Below are 19,707 nucleotides of genomic sequence, written 5' to 3' on the forward strand. Positions count from 1 at the left end.
AAAAAAAAAAAAAAAAAAACATATAATTATTCCAAATCTAAATATATATACATTAAGAAGGTAAAATGAAAAATAAAAAATCGATTTTAGTATTTGCACCATTAACAATTCTATCACCGATAGTATTTTCTTCAGCAATTGAAGCACAAACAGTTCCATATACAGATCTAAATGACACTCATGCATACTACTATAGTTCTACTAAGTTAAATTTTAATGACTGAATGTCAGCTGTTCCAGGTTGAAAAAAACTTGGAGATTTAAACATTCCCGGAACACACGATTCAGGTATGTTTAGTGGTCATGGAATTGCATATGCTTTTGGTAAAGCATATGCAAAAACTCAATCATTAAACTGAGCTCAACAATTAAAACAGGGAATACGTTTCTTTGATATTAGAGTTAATGAAGAGATGTGAATAAAACATGGTGCTACATGGTCATATTACGAAAATTTATCAACATTTTTAAACGCTATGGTCGATTTTCTAAAGCAACATCCAAGAGAAACTGTTATCTTCAGAGTTAAGGATGAGGATATTTCATCACCTTCTAGTCCAAACCTAGATTTTGTTAGAAAAATGAGGGAACGTTTTGAAAATACTTTATCCGATCCTAAATATCAACCATACATGTTTAAGAATACCAAAAAAGTTATTGGTCTTAATCCAACATTGGATGAATTAAGAGGTAAGATATTTGTTTATAATCATATGCACCACAATATTTCTACTGATATAAGATTTGGTACATTATGAAATAATACTTATAACAAAACAATACAACAAGATTTTTATAATAGTACTGAACAACAAAAGTTTAATGCAGTAAAAGGGTTGATTCAATTAGCACAAGAAAGGCAAAACGGCGATACTATATTTATGAACTTTGTTAGTCGTGCTAATGGTGAGACTATTTGAAACACTTCTAGTCCTATGAATAAAAAGATTCTTGAGTATTTGAATACTGAGGCTAAAAATTATAATAAACTTGGTGTATTGATTTTTGACTATCCTGGTGATTCGCTTGTTCATAGAGTTATTAAGACTAATTATTATATAAGTGATGAAGAAATCTCTAGAGGTGTTTTAGGTAAAAATAATACTAGTTTTCAAATTTCTAATATTTATGACTACACTGATAAAATTAATTTTGGTTCTAATTTTAATAACAATACTTATATTGATTTATATATCGATAATGTTGCTAAACTTAAAAGATATAAGTTGTCAGCAAATACAAACTCAATTACTTTACCTAACTCTCAAAAACTAGTTTATGGTCAAAAAGTTAGAATCGATTCATACAAATTAGTTGAAGATAACATTTACTACCCAGAACGTAAATTTAATATGATAAGTTCTGAAAGAGTTGTAGAACCGTACCCACCTTATATTTCTTTAATTGAGGGCACAAAATCAAAAATATTAGCTGAATTAGGTAATGTAATTAATTCAAGCATTAAAACTAGAATTCAAGAGTTGATTGAACAGCTTTATTTATCTAAATTAGATAATCTTTATTCAACAAAAAAAGCAAGTGATGCAAACATTCAATTAGTTAATAAAATTGCATCTGAGTATCTTGAAATGTTTGGAAAAATGAATGAAGTTTCAAGCTTAGTTAATAAGTATGATAATTTAAAAACCAAATTAAATGGATTAACAAATGTTTTTGATAATAGTATTAAAAACCAAATTGATGCTAATGTTGCAAAAATATGAACAAATATAAATGCAATTATTGATAATTCATTTGATTTAACTAGGTCAAACACTTCGATAGATTCATTGACTAAAGAACTAGATTTTAATAGCGGAATATTCAACATTTTTTCAAATTTAAATTCTAATTGAATTAATCTTGATTCAACTTTTGAAACAAGTAAAACATTGACTTGATTAGACACTTCGAAATTAATGTCAACATTAAAATCTGAACAACAAGAAATAATTAATCAGTTTAATTCATCATTACATTCAAAAAATTATTCTAATTTAGAGACAGATGTTTTTGCTAAAAATAATAAAATAAAAACCCATGTAAATCATTTTAATAATGTCATTTCAGTTTACGATACAAATAAAGTGAATAAACTTTATCAAAATCAAATAAAATTGATTAATAATTTATTTAACGAACATGTAAGTAATTCAAATTTAGATTCGAATGTTTTAAGCAACAAATTAAATGACTTATCTACTCAAAAAACACAAATATTGGAAGTGTTAAATAAATATGAACTTTTAATTAGTGAGAATTGATACATTTGAGTTAATCAAGCATTAAAAAGTCAATTAACAACAGATCATACAAATTTAATATCATTATTCGAAAATAATTACTCAAATAATAATGCTATTGATGTTAGTCATATTTCAGAAAAAATAGCAAATCTCAACAATACTATTAATCTAATTTTTGAACAAAATGTTACTTTTGAAGACTATAAAACAAGAGCACTTGAAGATTTAAAATTAAGCAATCAAATTATTAAATATATTAAGAATGATTATTTAAGCAAATTACAAAATGCAAAAGCAATTAACGAGATCAATTTACTAATTGTTGAATACAATAGAGTCAATAACGAGAAATTATCTTTACTAAAAAACTATAATTTAACAGGACCAAAAGCAAGTGATTTAATAAAGAATGATTTATTAAAGAGTAACTCAGAAGCTGAATTAAATGAAATATTAGCTAATAAAGCCCAAAAAATGCAAGAGTTAGTTATTCAATTGAATGCTTTACCTCAAAAATGACTTAAAGTTTTAGGCTTAAAACAATATGATAATATAATCATTGATCCTTATAATGTTCCTGAGGAAATTAAAAGCACTTATGCAGATTCGATTAATTTAGTAAATGAATCAATTAGAAATATTTCGGATATTTATGAAAATGAAAAATTGTCTGAAATAATTAATAAATATAATCATTCTGAAAGTGAATTTGTTAAATACGATTATTTTTCAAAGAAACTAGACGGATTAAAGCAAAATTTAAATACTTCAAATATTAGTGCAATTCAAAAAAGAGAATATTTAACAAATTTAAGTACTATTTCTTATATCTATGATTTAGTGGCGCTTGAAAATCAATTCAATACTTCTAAAGCTAAAGTTGAGAAATTCAACGGAATTAGAGTTTATAAAGAAGCTTCAGAGTTACAGGCAAAAATTCTTAACTTAAAAGACCAAATTTCAAACGATTCTGGATATGATGAATTTTATAGTAACACTTTAGTTCCATTAAATGATGCAATTTCAAGATTAAAAGATTTAATTAATACTGCAACAAATGCTAAAACATCATGAAATTATAAAAACTCAGATTTATCACTAAAAAATAACCTCGACACAAATTTACAAAATTCTCCTACATTACTTAATGAATTAGACTATAAATTAATAAATAAACAATCGGATTTATTAAGAACTTCTGTGCAAAATCTTAATGGTGATATTAGATTTAATAAAATATTAAATGAGTTTTTATCGATAATTCATAACCAAAAAATATTAAATATCTCAGTTAGTGATGAAATTTATGCTAAAACACTTAAAATAAATGATATAAATGAACTAGAGAGTTATAAAACCTCAATAGAGAAAATAATTAACAATTTAATTGAATTAAAGAAAGCAAAAGACACAAGTTATAAGATATTATCTGAATATAACTATATTGATTCAGATGAATCAATTAAGAATGAATATAGTAAAAACGTTCAAAATATTAATTCAATTTTAACTAGTCAAAATTCATTAGATAAGGTTGATTTTAATACTGTAATCCAACAATATAATAATAGTTATGGAAAATTAAATGGAACAGCTAAATTAGTTCTATTTAAAGCTGAAAAAAGTAAATCTTTAACTGATGAAACAATTCCTACATTTAGCAGAATTATTTCAGACTATAAGCTAGAACTAAATTCAGATGAAATCAATAATCTAGCAAGTGCAAATGATAAATGAAATGAAATTGAAACTAAAGTTAATGCTCTTAAAAACATAGATAACATTTTAAGTGAATTTAATAGTAATTATAATATTACTGAATTTAAAAACAACTTTGTTGTTTCGATAACCACAAAACAAGATATTAATGAGTTAAATGAAACGGCTGAAAAATTAAAATCAACTAAATTAGCTTTTAACGAATTAATTAAGGAAATTGAATATGATAGTGAATTTGTAAATACAGAGGAATTTACTAAACTCACAGAAAATGAGTTAGCCAGATATAAAGAAACTTTATCTGTTTCTAAACAATATATTGGAACTTATTTCGATTTAGAAAATCTTAATTTACATATTAACAATTTAAGAAATTCAAGAATTCATAATATTCAAGTAATTCCATTGATTCCTCTTCAACCTTCAAGACCTATCGCCAATAATAAACCTACTATATTGCAATTTGTTTATAAATCTGTTGATGAACAAACAAATAAAGAAGTTGAACATTTTGTTGGTGATGCTATAGAAATAAGTGATAAAGATTTTGATAATTTTAAATATGAAGAGTTTGTTCCACAAGGCTTTGTTGTAGTTTCTCCTGTATCTTTAGTAAAAGGGCAAAAAAACATTGTTTATATTTCATTAATTTTAGAAAATAATAAACCACTACAACCTGAAGGACCATCAGTTACTGAACCAACTGTACCAGAAAAACCAAAGGAACCTGAAATTACAGAGCCATCTGAACCGGTTATACCAAATCAACCTGAAGAACCATCAGTTACTGAACCAACTGTACCAGAAAAACCAAAGGAACCTGAAATTACAGAGCCATCTGAACCAGTTATACCAAATCAACCTGAAGAACCATCAGTTACTGAACCAACTGTACCAGAAAAACCTAAAGAACCAGAGATTACAGAGCCATCTGAACCGGTTTTACCTGATGAACCTGAGCAACCAAATAACACTAATAAACTTCCTGAAGCAAATTCTTCATCGAAATTAAAAATAATTGTCGCGGCCGTATCTACGCTAGTTGCTTTAACTCTTGGTTCAATATTTATCTATTTAGGAGTTAAGAAAAAAATATTTATTAAACTATTTAAAAAGTAAATATGTTTTAATGTCTCTTAAAATACAAGCATTATGTTTGTATTTTAATTTTGCCCTTTGATCCGTTGAATATGCATGCATTAATACATAAAGAACTTCATTTACTATATCTTATATTATGGATACATTAATTATTAAATTTAGATTTAGTTTAATTAAAAAAATGACAGAAAAGATCCCATCATTTTTTATATATAAAATTATAGCTTGCCTTTTTTTATTTTTGTTCCTAAAATATGACAGTGTCTGCAACGTGCCTCATATTCATTATCACCAAGTAATCTAATTTCCGTAGAATTATCTTTTCTAAATGAGAAGGCGGCAGCCGAGTGACAAACTACACAAACTGATTTTAATTTGGAAACTTCATCAGCAATTGCAAGTAATTTAGGGACTACACCAAAAGGTCTCATCATATAGTCCATATCTAAGCCACTTACTATAACTCTCACGCCTTTGCTAGTTAATTTGTTTATAACATCAATAATTTCTTCATCAAAAAAGTGAACTTCATCAATCGCTACTGATTTGATGGATTTATCATAATGTTCTAAAATCTCACTAGGTTTACTAACGTTTATTGCTTTAACAAATTTACCATTTCTACTAACAATATTGTCAAACGAAAATCTTGTGTCAAATCTAGGTTTAATAATTAAGGTGTTAATATTTGCGATACTTAAGATATTTATTCTTTTTAATAATTCTTCAGTCTTACCAGCGAACATAGGACCAGTAATGACTTCTAATGTTCCATCAGGATATTTTAAAAACATTTTGCCTCTTTTCAATATTATTTAATTATAAATTTATTTTCTTAAAATCTAATAAAATTTAATATGTTATGGATAAAAATCTTAGCTTTGCTCAAGAGATAAAACTCGAAATAATCAATAATCAGAAATTACCAAAAAATATTAAATCTTTTATTAAAGGTTTTATATTTTCTGGATCTAAAATTTTTGATGATAGTTATGTGTGCATTGTAAGAAATAAAATTTATTTAGAAAAAATAGTTAATTTATTAAAAATAATTAAAGTGGATTTTGATTTAAATAACACTAAATTAATTATTAATAAGAAGTATTTTAAGAATGATTCTATAAATTATCCATCAAGTTTTTTTGCAGGTGTATTCTTTTCTACTGGTAGTTGTTTTAATAAAAATAGTACATCATATCATCTAGAATTCAGTTGTAATTATGAAAGTAATATGGATGTTTTAGTTGATAAATTAAATTCATACGATTTTAATTTTCACGTATTAAAAAGAAATAATAAATTTACAGCTTATATTAAAAAAATAGATAAAATAAGCGAGTTTCTCTTAGCTATTGAAGCTAAAAAAGCTTATTTTTCGTTGCAGGACGTTAAAATAGAAAGAGATTTAGAAAATACAATCAATCGGGTAAATAATATAGATTTTTCTAATCTAACTAAAGTTGCAAAATCATCGATTAGTCATATAAAAATGATTAATTTTGTGTTTGAAAATAATTTAGAGAAATATTTTAATCAAAACCAATTAGTTTTCTTTAATATTAAACTTCAACACCCAGAATTATCACTACAAAATATCTGCGAAATTTTAGAGAAAGAATATAACATCTTTATAACTAAGGGTGGATTGAATCATTGAATAAACAAGTTAAAAATGGTTTACACTAATTATAAATAGTGTTTTTTACTTATTTTTAATACTAAAAAATAAAAAACCAATCATAAGATTAGTTTCAATTAGTTATTTTTGTTGTTTGAATTATTCTTGTCAAATACTTCTGCAGCTACAGACATTGTTGATGCCACATCTGAGATATTTGGTGGAATAATTATTTTTGTTGCATTACCATCTGCTAAAGTTTTGAGGCTCTCTATTGATAAATATTTTAAATACTCTGATGTGATTTTAGCAGAAGAAATCAATTCAATAGATTCTTTTTCAGCTTGAGCTTTTAATATTTTAGCTTCTTTATTTGCTTCAGCTTCAAGGATTAAAGCTCTACTTTTACCTTCTGCAATTTTAATACTTGCTTCTTTTCTTCCTTCAGCCTCAAGAATATTAGCTCTCTTTTCACGTTCAGCTTGCATTTGTTTTTCCATAGCTTTTTGAACGTCTTTAGGTGGTGTAATGTTTTTAACTTCAACTCTATTTACTTTGATTCCTCATGCATCAGAAGCTTCGTCTAAAATAGATGTTAGTTTATTATTTACAATTTCTCTAGATGTTAGAGTGTGATCTAAATCTAACTCACCTAGTAGGTTTCTTAGTGTTGTTGCTGAAAGTTTTTCAAGTGCTAAATTAGGATTTTCTGCTCCATATGTGTATAACTTTGCATCTGTAATTTGGTAAAAAACAACTGTATCAACAGTAATTAAGACATTGTCTTTTGTAATCACGTCTTGTGGTTCATAATCCGAAACCTTTTCTTTATAATTACCCTTTAATGCCACTTTGTCTATAAAAGGAATTTTTACGTGAATTCCACTATTTCATACTTTTTTATAAACTCCAAATCTTTCGATAACATAGAATGAAGTTTGTGGAACAATTTTAACCGACAAAGCAAATCCAACAACGATTAAAACAACGATTATTATTATTGGTATTAATAATAAAAAATTTATTGTGTTCATTTTAAGCTCCTTTAACTGGTTGAATAAATAAGGTATTTCCTTCAATTCTAACAATTTCTACTTTTGTACCTTGTTTGATAAAATCGATATTTTCAACTGGGATAGTTCTAAAAGTTTTACCGTTTACATAAACTTTACCATATTCTTCTATGGTTTTTGGTTGTTTGTGACTGTCAACTAATAAATCGGTTGTCTGTCCAATTAACTCTAAAATAGGACCTTGATATTTTGTTTTAAGTAATTTTTTACCAAAGAAGTAAAATAAAACAATTAACAAGGATGATAAGACAATAAATAAAACTATTTCAACCAAGATACTAGTTAAACCTGGTTTAGAAAAGATAGAAATAAATAGTGAAGGAATTGCTGAAATAGTTATTAAACTACTGTAAATCCCAAAAGTTGATAATTCAATTATCAATGTAATTAGGATAATTGCAGATCAAATAACTACTGATGTTATCATAATTTCGTTCATGTACTAATTATAAAATAAAATATGTTATTTTATAAAATTTAACTATCTAAAACAAACGATATACATTTTTAATATTTAATTTTAAATAACAAAAAGATTCTTAATTTATTAAATTACTATAAAAATTTAGCATAAAAATTAGATCATTTTAAATAAATGATCTAACGTCGTTTTACGGTTAAAACTAATTAAGTAATGACTAGCCTCTAAAGTCTAGGTCCGCTTTTCCTTCTTGTTTTCATTTATTTAAAAGTTCTTCTCATTCTTGTTCATTTCTACAACGAAGATAATCAACTTGCATTTTGTCTTTAACTAAGCTATATTTTGGCGAAACATTAGTGTTAGTGTAGTATCTATACCATTGTTTTATTTTATTGATATCATCTAAAGTTTCAGATTCATTTACTGCAAATGTGTAATTAGCAATTCTTCTTTGTTCTAAATCAACGCCTTCAGGATTTTCATAATCACCTTTATCCTCTTCAAGAAATGCAGCTACAATGCTATATTTTTTTGAATTCATTAGATATGAATATAATTGAGCTTGTTTTCGATAATTCGATGGTATGTTTTCAAATGAACCATTACTATTTTTCTTGTTTCAAGTTTCAAAATTTTTACTACCAGTTGTTTTTATTTCTAAGATCATATTCTTAGATGGAATATATCCATCTGGGACACCACCTATAATATCGTCTTTATCTGCAAAATAGTCATAATTGTAGTCTTTAGCACTATAATTTTCAATATCTAAACCTTTAAATTTTTTTCTTAAAACATCAAAAATTTTCGGCTCCAATACAGTACCTGCATAAATATATTTCTTTTGGAGTGCGTCCATTTTTAATCTAGAGATATGACAAAAAGCATTAAATTGAGAACTAAAAGCAGTTACCTCAAGAACATCAGCAACTGTACTACCACCAATTTTTTTATATGACTTAAATTTGTTGCTTTTATCTTTTAATTGAGCAAAAAAATCAGGTGATAAAATTACAACCTGTTCCTTCTCATCTAAAATATATTCTTTTCCGTTGTAATATTTTCTATTCAAAATTTCTCCTTATTTTAAGAGGTTAGCTATTATAGCTTGAGTCATTGTTGTAACATTATCAAAGTTAGCTACACCATTTTCGTTAACCATAATTTTAGCAGGAACTATATAGTCAAAGCAAATGTTTACTAATTTATCAAAACTTGTTTCTGTTATATTATCATCAACCCCAACAACAAATTTGTTTGCATCCATAAATTTTTCTATTCTTATTGACAGTATTTTTACTTGTGAATTATTAGTACTGTTTTTAATTTTAGCGATATTACCTTTAAAGTAATCCAATTCATTTGGAAATCTCATATCATCAATTAAATATAAACTACTAACACCATTTGACTCTGCTAATTTAACATTTTCAACAATTTTATTAAATGTTCTTGCGCATCAAATGTCTGGATCGATATTTCTTCCTACTTCTCCCATTGCAATTCATAATGGTCTAACAACTTCTTTATCTTTACCATCTCAAGCAATTTCATCTAAAATAGGTTTTGTAATAGTTTTGATCGGTTCAGCAAAAGAAAGAATTTTAATATCCTTAAATTCTTCTGATAAGTGTTTTCTAAGAGATTCAGTTAAAAGTCCTTTTCCTGACCTTCTCTTACCATTTATTAAAATAATAATGTGTTTTTTTATATCGTTCATGATTTCTCCTAATTCTACATTTATAATGTTTGTATAAAATAATAATAGCACTTAAAGTTTTAAGAGTTTATAAATTTTCAAAATAGTTAGGTGTAAAAAATAAATAATTTTCAATGCAAATTTTTAAATTTTTTAAAGTAATTTCACAATAAAAAATATTCATTGATTTTTTATAGAAAAAATAAGCTAAATTACATTTTTTGATTTTCATAAACTGCCAATAATGTGGAAAAATTAAATAAAAAACTTTTTCACATTTTTATATTTTCAATAACAAATTTAAAATTACCTAGTTAAAAAATTCTTATGTGTAAAATTACCAAAATATCCACAAAATAACTAGCTAAGTAAACCTAAAAAGGATATCTCTACACTTATTTAAATATATCTTTGTAGTAAAATATAAAGTATATGTTAAATAATAAGAAAAATATGCAAGAAATTGTAAACCACTTGAAAAATTCAGGTTTTGTTTATCAAGGAAGTGAAATTTATGGAGGTCTCTCAAACACATGAGATTATGGACCATTAGGTTCTCTCCTAAAAGATAATATTGAAAGTTTTTGAAAAAAAGAATTCATTTTTAAGGAAAAGCAAAATTACTTAATTGACTCAAAAATTTTAATGAATCCACAAGTTTGGGTAGTTAGTGGACATGTAAGTAATTTTAATGATCCTTTAATTGAAAACAAAGTTAATGGTAAAAGATATCGTGCTGATAAGTTGATTGAAGAATTTGATCTATCTATAAATGCCGAAATTATGAGTTTTGAACAAATGAAGAACTTTTTAGTTGAGAATGTTAAAAAATATGATGGTAGTGAAACTAATTGAAGTGATATAAGAACCTTTAATTTGATGTTCGAAACTAAACAAGGTGTAACAGAAGATTCTAAAGCTAAAGTTTATCTAAGACCAGAAACAGCTCAAGGGATTTTTGTTAACTTCAAAAATGTTCAAAGAACTACAAGAAGTAAATTACCAATGGGAGTTGGACAAGTTGGAAAAAGCTTTAGAAATGAAGTGACTCCTGGAAACTTCATTTTTAGAACTAGAGAATTTGAACAAATGGAATTAGAAGTGTTCTGTTCACCAGAACAAGCAAATGATACATTTAACTATTATGTAAATAAATGCTATGAATTTGCTCAAAAATTAGGAATTAGAAAAGATAGCTTAAGAATCAGACCTCATGAAAAAGATGAATTATCTCATTATTCAACTGCTACAAGTGATATTGAATTTACTTTTCCATTTGGTTGAGGTGAGTTATTAGGTATTGCTAATAGAACTAATTATGATTTATCAAGTCATATGAATGCAACAGGAGAAAGTTTAGAATATCTTGATCCAGTTACAAATCAAAAATTTATTCCATATGTAATTGAACCAAGTATTGGTTTGGATAGATTAATGCTTGCTATTATTGTTGACTCATATGTTGAAGAACAATTAGAAAATGACAGCAGAATTGTATTAAAATTATCTAAAGAAATTGCACCATATAAATTTGCAGTTTTACCACTTGTTAAAAAACTTTCAGATAAAGCTAGTGAAATTTATGATAAGTTGATTGAATCAAATATTTCAGTTACTTATGATGAAACAGGATCAATTGGAAAAAGATATCGTAGACAAGATTCCATAGGTACATATTATTGCTTAACTGTTGATTACGACACTTTGAATGATAATTGTGTAACTATAAGAGATAGAGATACTATGGAACAAATCAGAATAAATATTAACGATTTACATAAATATTTTTAATTGGAGTTAAATGAAGGATTTTAATCAAATAATTAATGATGCTGATATAGTTTCAACTATTTCAAATTTTGTTAATTTACAAAAAAAGGGTAAGGATTATGTAGGTCTTTGTCCTTTTCATGGCGATTCAAATCCTAGCATGAGTGTTTCTCCAGACAAAAGAATTTTTAAATGCTTCAGCTGTGGTGTTAGTGGGAACGCCTTGACTTTTTTGATGAAAATTAAGTCATTAAATTTCACTGAAGCTATAAAAATTTTAGCTAGAGAGCAAGGTATTGAATTAAATATTAGAGATCATTCACTTGATTATATGAATCAAATTAGCGATGAACAAAAAGAACTTTTAGAGATTTTAACAAACGCAGAAAGTTTCTTTCATGTTAGCTTATTAGCTAATATTAACGCAAGGAAATATTTAGAATCAAGAAATATTTCACTTGATTTAGCTCGCTACTTAAAAATTGGTTATGCTCCGCAAGATGGTATTTTAAAATTAATTGAACAATTCAAATATAAAGATTCCGCATTGAACAAAGCCGGTTTAAAAAATGAAAATTTAAGTGAGTATTTTAGAAATAGAATTATATTTCCAATTCATGATGAATATGGTAATACAATAGCATTCAGCGGAAGACAAATTAGTAAGGAAGAAAATTCACCAAAATATTTAAATTCACCTGAAACTATTGTTTTTAATAAATCAAGTGTTTTATATAACTATGACCGAGCTAAAGAAGAAGCAAAAACAAAAAAAGAAATTTTTCTATGTGAAGGATTTTTTGATGTTATAGCACTTCTTAAAGTAAATTATAAAAACGTTGTTGCTTTAATGGGAACTGCATTAACTAAACAACATTTAAACTTATTAAAAAACTTAAAAATAAATATTTTTCTTGATAATGATAGTGCAGGGATTAATGCAACCTTACATTCAATACATTTTTTACTTAAAAATAAATTCGAAGTTTATGCTGTAGAAAATCCTTTTGATTTAGACCCGGATGAAATTTTATCTAAAAATGGACCAAGTGCTTTAACCGGGGTGTTAAGTAACAAAATTACGGGTATTGAATATGTTTATAAAATTTTAATTAAGCGTTTTAATTTTAATGAACCTAGAAATATTACATTATTAAATATTAAAAATTTTGTAGAAGAATTTAAAAATTATCTTGCTTATTGTGATGATGAGACAATTAATTATTTTAAAAATATTATCCATAACAAATTTAATTATGAGTTTGATGTTGTAAAAACACAACTAGATGAACCTAAATATGAAATAGATAATGCAAGTAATTTAATCGATAATTCAAAAATCTTTTACAATACTACAACTACAACAAGCAATCGTAATTTTAATGATAAATCTAGAGTTAAACGGTTCAATCAAGTTAAAATTAAGAATCATCTCTCTTCAGATCCCTTAAATATCCTTTTAATATCATTTTTAAAAATCCTAGCATTGAACAATATGTTTGAGAAAAGGGCAATAAAATAATTAATGAATATGCTCGCTTTCTTAAAGAATCTATTACTCATGAACTATTTATGCAATATTGTTATGAGTATAAAAAAAGTAATGGAAAAATTTCTCAAGAACAAAGAAATAGAATTTTACAATCAATTTATAATAAATTTTATTATTTTATAATCTCACACATAAACTCAGAGGATATTTCTAAAAATATTCTTGATAATTTAATTAGTGATATTGATAAACGAGTTAATGAATTTAGAAATTTAGAAGAATTTAGAAACTTCATTAAAAATACTTATGATAATATTAATTCTAACCAATTTTTAATTCATAAATATACCTTAGCCGAAATTCCAGAGTTTAAAAAAGACATACTTATTAAAAATATGGAAATAAAAAAAGGTAAGAAAACAGAATAAGAGGTGAATATGGAATTTAAATACAAAGATTTAATTGATATGCTTGAAGCTTACATGAAGTCTAAAAAGAAAAAAACGCTTAGTCAAGAAGACGTTTTTGAATTTTTAGAAAAAAATAATTTAAGTATAGATGATGAAGAATCAATAGAAGAGTTGCTTGATGAACTTTACGAAGCAGAATTAATTGAAGATAAGGTTGATGATGGTGATCTAAACGACATCTCTGATTCTGATTTTGATGAAATTACTAAATCAATATCATCAAATAAAAAAGATTCTAAAAAGAAATCAAAAAAATCCGAAAACATCGATATTGATGAATTTGATTCAGACAGTTCAGCTGATAAAAATGAAGATGAAATGGATTTTGATTCAATGAATGATGATTTTGATGATGAAGATTATGATGATTTTGATGGCGAATTTGATGAATTTGACGATTTATTAAATTTAGATGATCTTAATGAAGATGATTTACTTAATGATTCAAACGAATCTGAAGAAGATGAAAAAGAAGAAGATGAAGAAGTTGAACTCAAAGATCATGAAAATTACTATGATGAAGATCTTAATTTAGATAATTTAGATTTAGATGTATATAATGATGCAGATTTTGATGTTAATCAAGATGATTTAATTAGAGGAAAATCGCTAAATAATAAACTTACTGAAACAAATGATATTGTTAAATGATATATGAGATGAATTGGTAAGTATGGTGAACTTCTTAGTGCTGATGAAGAAGTTGAGTTAGCAAAAACCATGAATCTTGGTGGTTTTAGAGGAAAAAGAGCTAGAGATAAGCTTATTAAACGTAATTTACGTTTAGTAATAAATAATGCGAAAAAATATAAAAATAGAGGACTTTCATTTATTGATTTAATCAGTGAAGGTAATGCCGGTATTCTTAAAGCAGCTCAAAAGTATAACGTTGATAAAGGATTTAAATTCTCTACTTATGCAACTTGATGAATTCGTCAAGCAATAACTCGTGCTGTGGCTGATCAAGCTAGAACTATTCGTGTACCTGTTCATATGGTTGAAACAATTAACAAAATCACCAAAATAGAACGTGAATTACAACAAGAACTTGGTCGTGAACCTTTAGATGAAGAAATAGCAGCTAAATTCGGAAATGCTTATACCGCAGAAAAAGTTAGATATATAAGAAAAATTAATATTGATCCGATCTCTTTAGATAAACAAATCGGGAAAGAAAATGATTCATCATTTAGTGATTTTGTTAAAGATGAAAGTATTCCAAACCCTGTTGATTACGCTTCGCAAGAGCAACTTAGTGAATTATTACTTGATTTGATTGAAAATAATCTTGATAAAAATGATAAAGAGTTAATTTGCAAACGTTATGGTGTTGGATATGATGAGAATGGAAATAGATATAGAGTTCACTCATTTGAAGAGCTAGCTAAAGAACGTGGTGGTGTTTCTAAAGAAAGAATCCGTCAAATCGAAAACAGAATTCTTAGAAGACTTAAAAACTCATCAAAAAATGGTAAGCAACTAATTAAGGATTTCCTTAAAAACTAATTATGAAAATTAAACAATTAACTGAATATTTATTTAACAAGTATCCTTTAAGTCTTAAAGAAATCTGAGATCCGACTGGTTTTGCATTTAAGTTTAATTTAAGTGAGAAGTTAACCGGTGTACTTTTAGCAATTGATGTAACTGAAGAAGTAATTAATTATGCTATTGAAAATAACTGCAATGTTATACTAACTCATCATCCCTTTTTATTTGAAAAATCAATTGAATTAGAAAAAATTAAAGCTCCATACAAAATAGAATTAATTAAAAAAATTAAACAAAACAGAATTAATATTATTTCATTTCATACAAATTATGACAATCACATTCATGGAACTAGCTATCAAATTGCTAGATTTATGGGTATCGAGAACTATTCATATTTTCAAAACGTTGGTTATCCTTGTGTCTTAAACTATAAAACTACCGTCAATGAATTTATTAAACTTTTAAGAGATAAAATTAAAATCAATAGTTTTAGAACAAACTTAAATGACAAAGAATTAAATAAAAATATCTCAAAGATTGTTCTAATGAGTGGTAGTGGTTTTGTGGGTGATATAAACCAATGAACTAAAAAAGGTGCCGATTTAATTATTTCAAGCGATTTTCGCTGAAGTGATTGAATAAATTTTAATCAAATAAAAGCACCAATTTTAGAAGTTCCGCATCTAGACGAACATGTTTTTGTCTGAGATCTTAGTACTCAACTAAAGAAGAAATTCACTAAAGTAAATATCCTTACTTTTGAAGTTTCTCAACCTTATCGTAATATAGACTAATCAGATTATCTGATTTTTCTTTTCAATTTATTTTAAAGTATAATAAATAATATATGCGTTTAGATAAGTTTTTAAGCAAGGTTTTGAATTTAACTAGAAGTGAATCAAAAAATTTAATAACAAAAAATTAATAAAAGTAAATGATTCAATTGTCACTAAAAATATCAATATTCATGAAAATATCGATTTAATTTATTTCGAAAATAGATTACTTAAATATCAAGAATTCATCTATTTAGCACTAAATAAACCAAAGAATTTTGTAAGTTCCCATGCAAATGAATTAAATTACCCTTCAGTTTATAATTTAATAGATAAGAAATTTTATAAATGCCAAATCATTGGTAGATTAGATGTTGATACCACTGGATTACTAGTTTTTACAAACCAAACTGACAAAATTCATGAATTACTTTCACCAAAAAAACATGCCTGAAAAACTTATTTAGTTACCCACTTACATCCTTTAAGTGACCTTGATATTTCAAAACTAGAAAAGGGAATTCAGATAAACAAGGACTTTCTAACATTAAGCTCCAAAGTTGAAAAAATAAAAGGAAACCAAACACTTTTAAGTATTAGAGAGGGTAAGTTCCACCAAATAAAGCGAATGTTTGAAGCGATTAACAACAAAGTTATCGAACTTGAAAGAGTATCTTTTAATAAATTACAACTTAATAATCTAAACCTTAAAAGTGGTGAATATAAAGAATTAAATGAAAGGGAAATAGAATTACTATTAAATAATGAAAAAGACAACAATTAAAGATATATCTTATATTTCTATATATTTTTCAATAATATTAATTTTTTCTTTAGTACCTTTTTTAGGTTTAGTTCAAGTTTTCAGCGTAAGCATAAATTTACTTACTATAATTATTGTGATAGCTACATTTCATTTAGGAATAAAAGGTTCTCTTTTTACTGCATTGTTTGTTGGTCTTGGTTCATTTATTAGTGCATTAATTTACGGAAAACCGTTATTCATTTTTCCAGATATTTCTATAATTTCAAGGTTTATGCTTGGTTTTATAAGTTATTTTATATATTGAGTTTTCAGAAAAAAAGTCACCATTTTCTCAGTATACATCAATACATTTGTTACTGTGTTATTTAACAGTGTTTTAGTAACAACTGTTTTATTTATTCATCACTCAATTGCAAAAATTGACTTCATTCAAAACTTTAGGGTTTGAGTAAGTTTGATTTGATTAAATGTTGTTATTGAAATAAGCATTTTACCAATTTTAGGAATTTTATTATTCAAATTTATAAAATTTATTCATGATAAAAGAATGGATGAATCTAAAAATTCTTCTAACATATATTATTAGTTATTTTTTCATATTTAAATCATTATTTTATGTTAAATTAATTTTTTACTAAAACTAGTATATAATTAATAAGAATTACTATAGTAAAAAAGGATGTAAAATGAGTATGACAAACAAAAAAGCTCTAAAAATTATTACAGGATTACTTCTTGGTGGTGCTGTTGTTACAGTTGGTTCATGTGTTGTAGCTCAACAAATGATTGAAAAAGAATCTCTAAGAAGAGCATATACAAAAAATTTTGAAATCAACGAAGTTAGACGTAATGGTTTAAGAAACTTAATTAATAAATTTGATGATACTGACGAACACAGAAATAAAAGAAATTCTTTATTAGCTAAATATGACTATATTTTAAGTGTGACAACCGATCCTAAAAAACTAAAAGAAAATAACACAGAATTAGAAAATATATTTAATGAACTTTCAAAAGAGATTAATCCATTATATAACACCGAAAAAGAAAAACTAGAGAAAGTTTATAATTCATCACTAATGGCCAACTCATTATATGATGAATTATGTCAAATTTTAGTTATTAAAGAAATTAACGATTCAAAAGATTGATTAAACAACATTGACAACGCTATTACAATTCAAAATATTAAAGATGAAATAGCTAGAATTCAAAAAGATATTAATGACTTACAAGAATCTGCAGAATTAAGAACTAAAATTAAGAATTTAATTAGTTTCCAAAGTCCAGAATCTCTCAAAGCTAAAAATATTATTGATGCTGCAAAAAATTCTAATAACCCAACATATAAAGATCAACCTGCAACAGCTGAGACAGTTACAAAAATACTAAACATTAGTAATCAAATCGAATCGAAACATTCAATGTTGGAAGCTTTTGCAAAAGTAGGAAAATTCACAGTAGCTCAAAAAGAATTACTAAATCAAACTTTTACTGAATTAACTGCTCTTTACTCAAGTTTAGAAAATCTATAATTAATATGCCTATATGGCATTTTTTATTACGTTTTTATTTAAAAAGCATTAAAAAAACACCGATTAAGGTGTTTGGTCAACTTTCATTGAACTGGTACGCTCTAGAGGATTCGAACCTCCGACCCAATGGTTAAAAGCCATTTGCTCTACCTTCTGAGCTAAGAGCGCAGATAATTGGTGCCCAGAACTGGACTTGAACCAGCACAGTATTGCTACCGAGGGATTTTAAGTCCCTTGCGTCTACCTATTCCGCCACCTGGGCTTTTGTTTTGTTGCTTTACTATTATATACTAAATTTTTTTATTTCAAAGAATTTTTAGTCTTTTCTTTTAAACTTTTTTGTTTACTTAGTTTAACAACGGAGTAATTATATTACAATATAATTAAACTTAAAATATTTTTTTTAAATATATTATTAAAACGGATTTACATTTTGTTAATATAGTGCTAATGATTATGAAAAATTACTAAAAGTAATAAAATATAAACATATATAAAATATAGGAGATTTTATGGATCAAAACAATAAAAAAGTTATGGTTACCGGAATTAAGCCCACTGGTGATTTAACTCTAGGAAATTACATTGGTGCATTAGTCCCTTTTGTTAATATGCAAGATAAATTTGATGAATGTTACTTTTTTGTAGCAGACTTGCATGCTTTAACTACAGGAGATATTAAACCAAGTGAATTACACAAAAACAGAAGAGATGTTGTAGCTTTTTACTTAGCTTGTGGTCTTGATATAAGTAAGGTAAATATTTTCTATCAATCTGAAGTGATGGAACATGGAATGATTCAATGATTATTAACATGCGAAACAGCTATAGGTGAGTTAGAAAGAATGACGCAATTTAAAGATAAATCACAAAAAATGATTAAACAAGCAAATGGAACCGAAAAAATTCCAACTGGGTTATTAATGTATCCAACCTTGATGGCTGGGGATATTATTCTTTATGATGCTGATGCTGTTCCTGTTGGTGAAGATCAAACTCAACATTTAGAATTAACAAGAACATTGATCAAAAGAATTAATAAACGTTATAAATTGAACTTTAAAACTCCTAAATCATTTATTCCTGAAGTTGGTGCTAGAGTAAAATCCCTTAGTGATCCAACACAAAAAATGTCAAAAAGTGAAAAGAGTAGCAAATCAACAATTTACTTATTTGACGAACCAAGAGAAGCATATAATAAGATTCTTAAAGCAGTTACTGATAGTGAAAATAAAATTTATGTAAGTGAAGAAAAACAAGGTGTACTTAATTTATTAAATATTTACGCTGCTCTTAAAAAAATTTCTCTTGAGGATAGTGAAAAACATTTTATAAATAAAAATTACAAAGAACTTAAAGAAGAAGTAGGACAATTAGTGTTTGATTTATTAACTGATATACAAACTAAATATAAACTAGCTCTTGAAAAAGTTGATGAGATTACTGAAAAAGGTGCAAAAAAAGCAAGAGTCGTAGCTTCACAAAATCTAAACAAATTAATGAAAAATATGGGATTTAAATAAACGA

At 26.0% G+C, this 19,707-nt stretch carries 16 protein-coding genes, 2 tRNA genes and 1 pseudogene; 12 read left to right on the top strand and 7 right to left on the bottom strand.

Going from position 1 to position 19,707, the window contains the following annotated elements:
- Nucleotides 1-65: 65 nt before the first annotated feature.
- Nucleotides 66-5,084, top strand: coding sequence for a phosphatidylinositol-specific phospholipase C domain-containing protein (locus EXC66_RS00865; protein WP_112579161.1), 5,019 nt, complete (start codon nucleotides 66-68; stop codon nucleotides 5,082-5,084).
- Nucleotides 5,085-5,284: 200 nt separating this feature from the next.
- On the opposite strand, the gene EXC66_RS00870 is transcribed toward EXC66_RS00865, so the two are convergent.
- Nucleotides 5,285-5,860 (bottom strand): thymidine kinase, encoded by a 576-nt coding sequence (locus tag EXC66_RS00870; RefSeq protein ID WP_006886497.1) that lies wholly within the window; start codon nucleotides 5,858-5,860, stop codon nucleotides 5,285-5,287.
- A gap of 68 nt (nucleotides 5,861-5,928) precedes the next feature.
- On the opposite strand from EXC66_RS00870, the gene whiA reads away from it, so the two are divergent.
- Nucleotides 5,929-6,762 carry a DNA-binding protein WhiA gene (gene whiA / locus EXC66_RS00875; protein WP_006886496.1) on the top strand — a complete coding sequence of 278 codons (834 nt, stop codon included), beginning with the start codon at nucleotides 5,929-5,931 and terminating at the stop codon, nucleotides 6,760-6,762.
- Nucleotides 6,763-6,821: 59 nt separating this feature from the next.
- Here the strand turns inward: whiA and EXC66_RS00880 are convergent, their stop codons facing one another.
- The 4 genes from EXC66_RS00880 to EXC66_RS00895 all read right to left on the bottom strand — a co-directional run bounded on the left by EXC66_RS00880 (nucleotide 6,822) and on the right by EXC66_RS00895 (nucleotide 9,898).
- The gene (locus EXC66_RS00880; RefSeq protein ID WP_006886495.1) at nucleotides 6,822-7,718 is read right to left on the bottom strand and encodes an SPFH domain-containing protein; all 897 of its coding nucleotides are present in this window, start codon (nucleotides 7,716-7,718) and stop codon (nucleotides 6,822-6,824) included.
- A gap of 1 nt (nucleotide 7,719) precedes the next feature.
- A complete protein-coding gene (locus EXC66_RS00885; protein WP_006886494.1) occupies nucleotides 7,720-8,196 on the bottom strand; it encodes an NfeD family protein in 477 nt (158 codons plus the stop codon).
- Between the two features lie 199 nt (nucleotides 8,197-8,395).
- Complete coding sequence (locus tag EXC66_RS00890; protein ID WP_006886493.1) at nucleotides 8,396-9,250, bottom strand: MAGa7180 family putative nuclease; 855 nt, start codon at nucleotides 9,248-9,250, stop codon at nucleotides 8,396-8,398.
- 9 nt (nucleotides 9,251-9,259) lie between these two features.
- The gene (locus EXC66_RS00895; RefSeq protein ID WP_006886492.1) at nucleotides 9,260-9,898 is read right to left on the bottom strand and encodes a hypothetical protein; all 639 of its coding nucleotides are present in this window, start codon (nucleotides 9,896-9,898) and stop codon (nucleotides 9,260-9,262) included.
- 411 nt (nucleotides 9,899-10,309) lie between these two features.
- Between EXC66_RS00895 and EXC66_RS00900 the strand changes: the two genes are divergently transcribed.
- The 9 genes and pseudogenes from EXC66_RS00900 (at nucleotide 10,310) to EXC66_RS00935 (ending at nucleotide 18,180) form a co-directional block, all read left to right on the top strand.
- The gene (locus EXC66_RS00900) at nucleotides 10,310-11,668 is read left to right on the top strand and encodes a glycine--tRNA ligase (protein WP_006886490.1); all 1,359 of its coding nucleotides are present in this window, start codon (nucleotides 10,310-10,312) and stop codon (nucleotides 11,666-11,668) included.
- Between the two features lie 10 nt (nucleotides 11,669-11,678).
- Nucleotides 11,679-13,169 carry a DNA primase gene (gene dnaG, locus EXC66_RS00905; RefSeq protein ID WP_129622310.1) on the top strand — a complete coding sequence of 497 codons (1,491 nt, stop codon included), beginning with the start codon at nucleotides 11,679-11,681 and terminating at the stop codon, nucleotides 13,167-13,169.
- A gap of 50 nt (nucleotides 13,170-13,219) precedes the next feature.
- Entirely contained in the window at nucleotides 13,220-13,567 is a 348-nt protein-coding gene (locus EXC66_RS00910; protein ID WP_129622312.1) for a hypothetical protein, read from the top strand.
- A gap of 9 nt (nucleotides 13,568-13,576) precedes the next feature.
- Nucleotides 13,577-15,115 carry an RNA polymerase sigma factor gene (locus EXC66_RS00915; RefSeq protein ID WP_006886488.1) on the top strand — a complete coding sequence of 513 codons (1,539 nt, stop codon included), beginning with the start codon at nucleotides 13,577-13,579 and terminating at the stop codon, nucleotides 15,113-15,115.
- A 2-nt stretch (nucleotides 15,116-15,117) separates the two neighbouring features.
- Entirely contained in the window at nucleotides 15,118-15,897 is a 780-nt protein-coding gene (locus EXC66_RS00920) for a Nif3-like dinuclear metal center hexameric protein (protein WP_006886487.1), read from the top strand.
- 235 nt (nucleotides 15,898-16,132) lie between these two features.
- Nucleotides 16,133-16,507: pseudogene (locus EXC66_RS04525) on the top strand (pseudouridine synthase); the annotation flags it as partial.
- Nucleotides 16,508-16,663 carry a pseudouridine synthase family protein gene (locus EXC66_RS04435; protein ID WP_235666072.1) on the top strand — a complete coding sequence of 52 codons (156 nt, stop codon included), beginning with the start codon at nucleotides 16,508-16,510 and terminating at the stop codon, nucleotides 16,661-16,663.
- Nucleotides 16,644-17,231: a hypothetical protein gene (locus EXC66_RS00930; protein ID WP_006886485.1), complete on the top strand. Its 588-nt coding sequence runs from the start codon at nucleotides 16,644-16,646 to the stop codon at nucleotides 17,229-17,231. The genes EXC66_RS04435 and EXC66_RS00930 overlap by 20 nt, the downstream gene beginning before the upstream one ends.
- A gap of 100 nt (nucleotides 17,232-17,331) precedes the next feature.
- The gene (locus EXC66_RS00935) at nucleotides 17,332-18,180 is read left to right on the top strand and encodes a hypothetical protein (protein ID WP_006886484.1); all 849 of its coding nucleotides are present in this window, start codon (nucleotides 17,332-17,334) and stop codon (nucleotides 18,178-18,180) included.
- 92 nt (nucleotides 18,181-18,272) lie between these two features.
- Here the strand turns inward: EXC66_RS00935 and EXC66_RS00940 are convergent.
- A tRNA-Lys gene (locus EXC66_RS00940) sits at nucleotides 18,273-18,348 on the bottom strand.
- A gap of 7 nt (nucleotides 18,349-18,355) precedes the next feature.
- Nucleotides 18,356-18,442: transfer RNA gene (locus EXC66_RS00945), tRNA-Leu, on the bottom strand.
- Nucleotides 18,443-18,692: 250 nt separating this feature from the next.
- Here EXC66_RS00945 and trpS point away from each other — a divergent pair.
- On the top strand, nucleotides 18,693-19,703 hold the full coding sequence (gene trpS / locus EXC66_RS00950; protein WP_006886483.1) for a tryptophan--tRNA ligase: 1,011 nt from the start codon (nucleotides 18,693-18,695) through the stop codon (nucleotides 19,701-19,703).
- The last annotated feature ends 4 nt before the right edge of the window (nucleotides 19,704-19,707 follow it).

The sequence above is a fragment of the Mycoplasmopsis anatis genome, from assembly GCF_900660655.1.
Taxonomy (GTDB): Bacteria; Bacillota_I; Bacilli_A; order Mycoplasmatales; family Metamycoplasmataceae; genus Mycoplasmopsis; species Mycoplasmopsis anatis.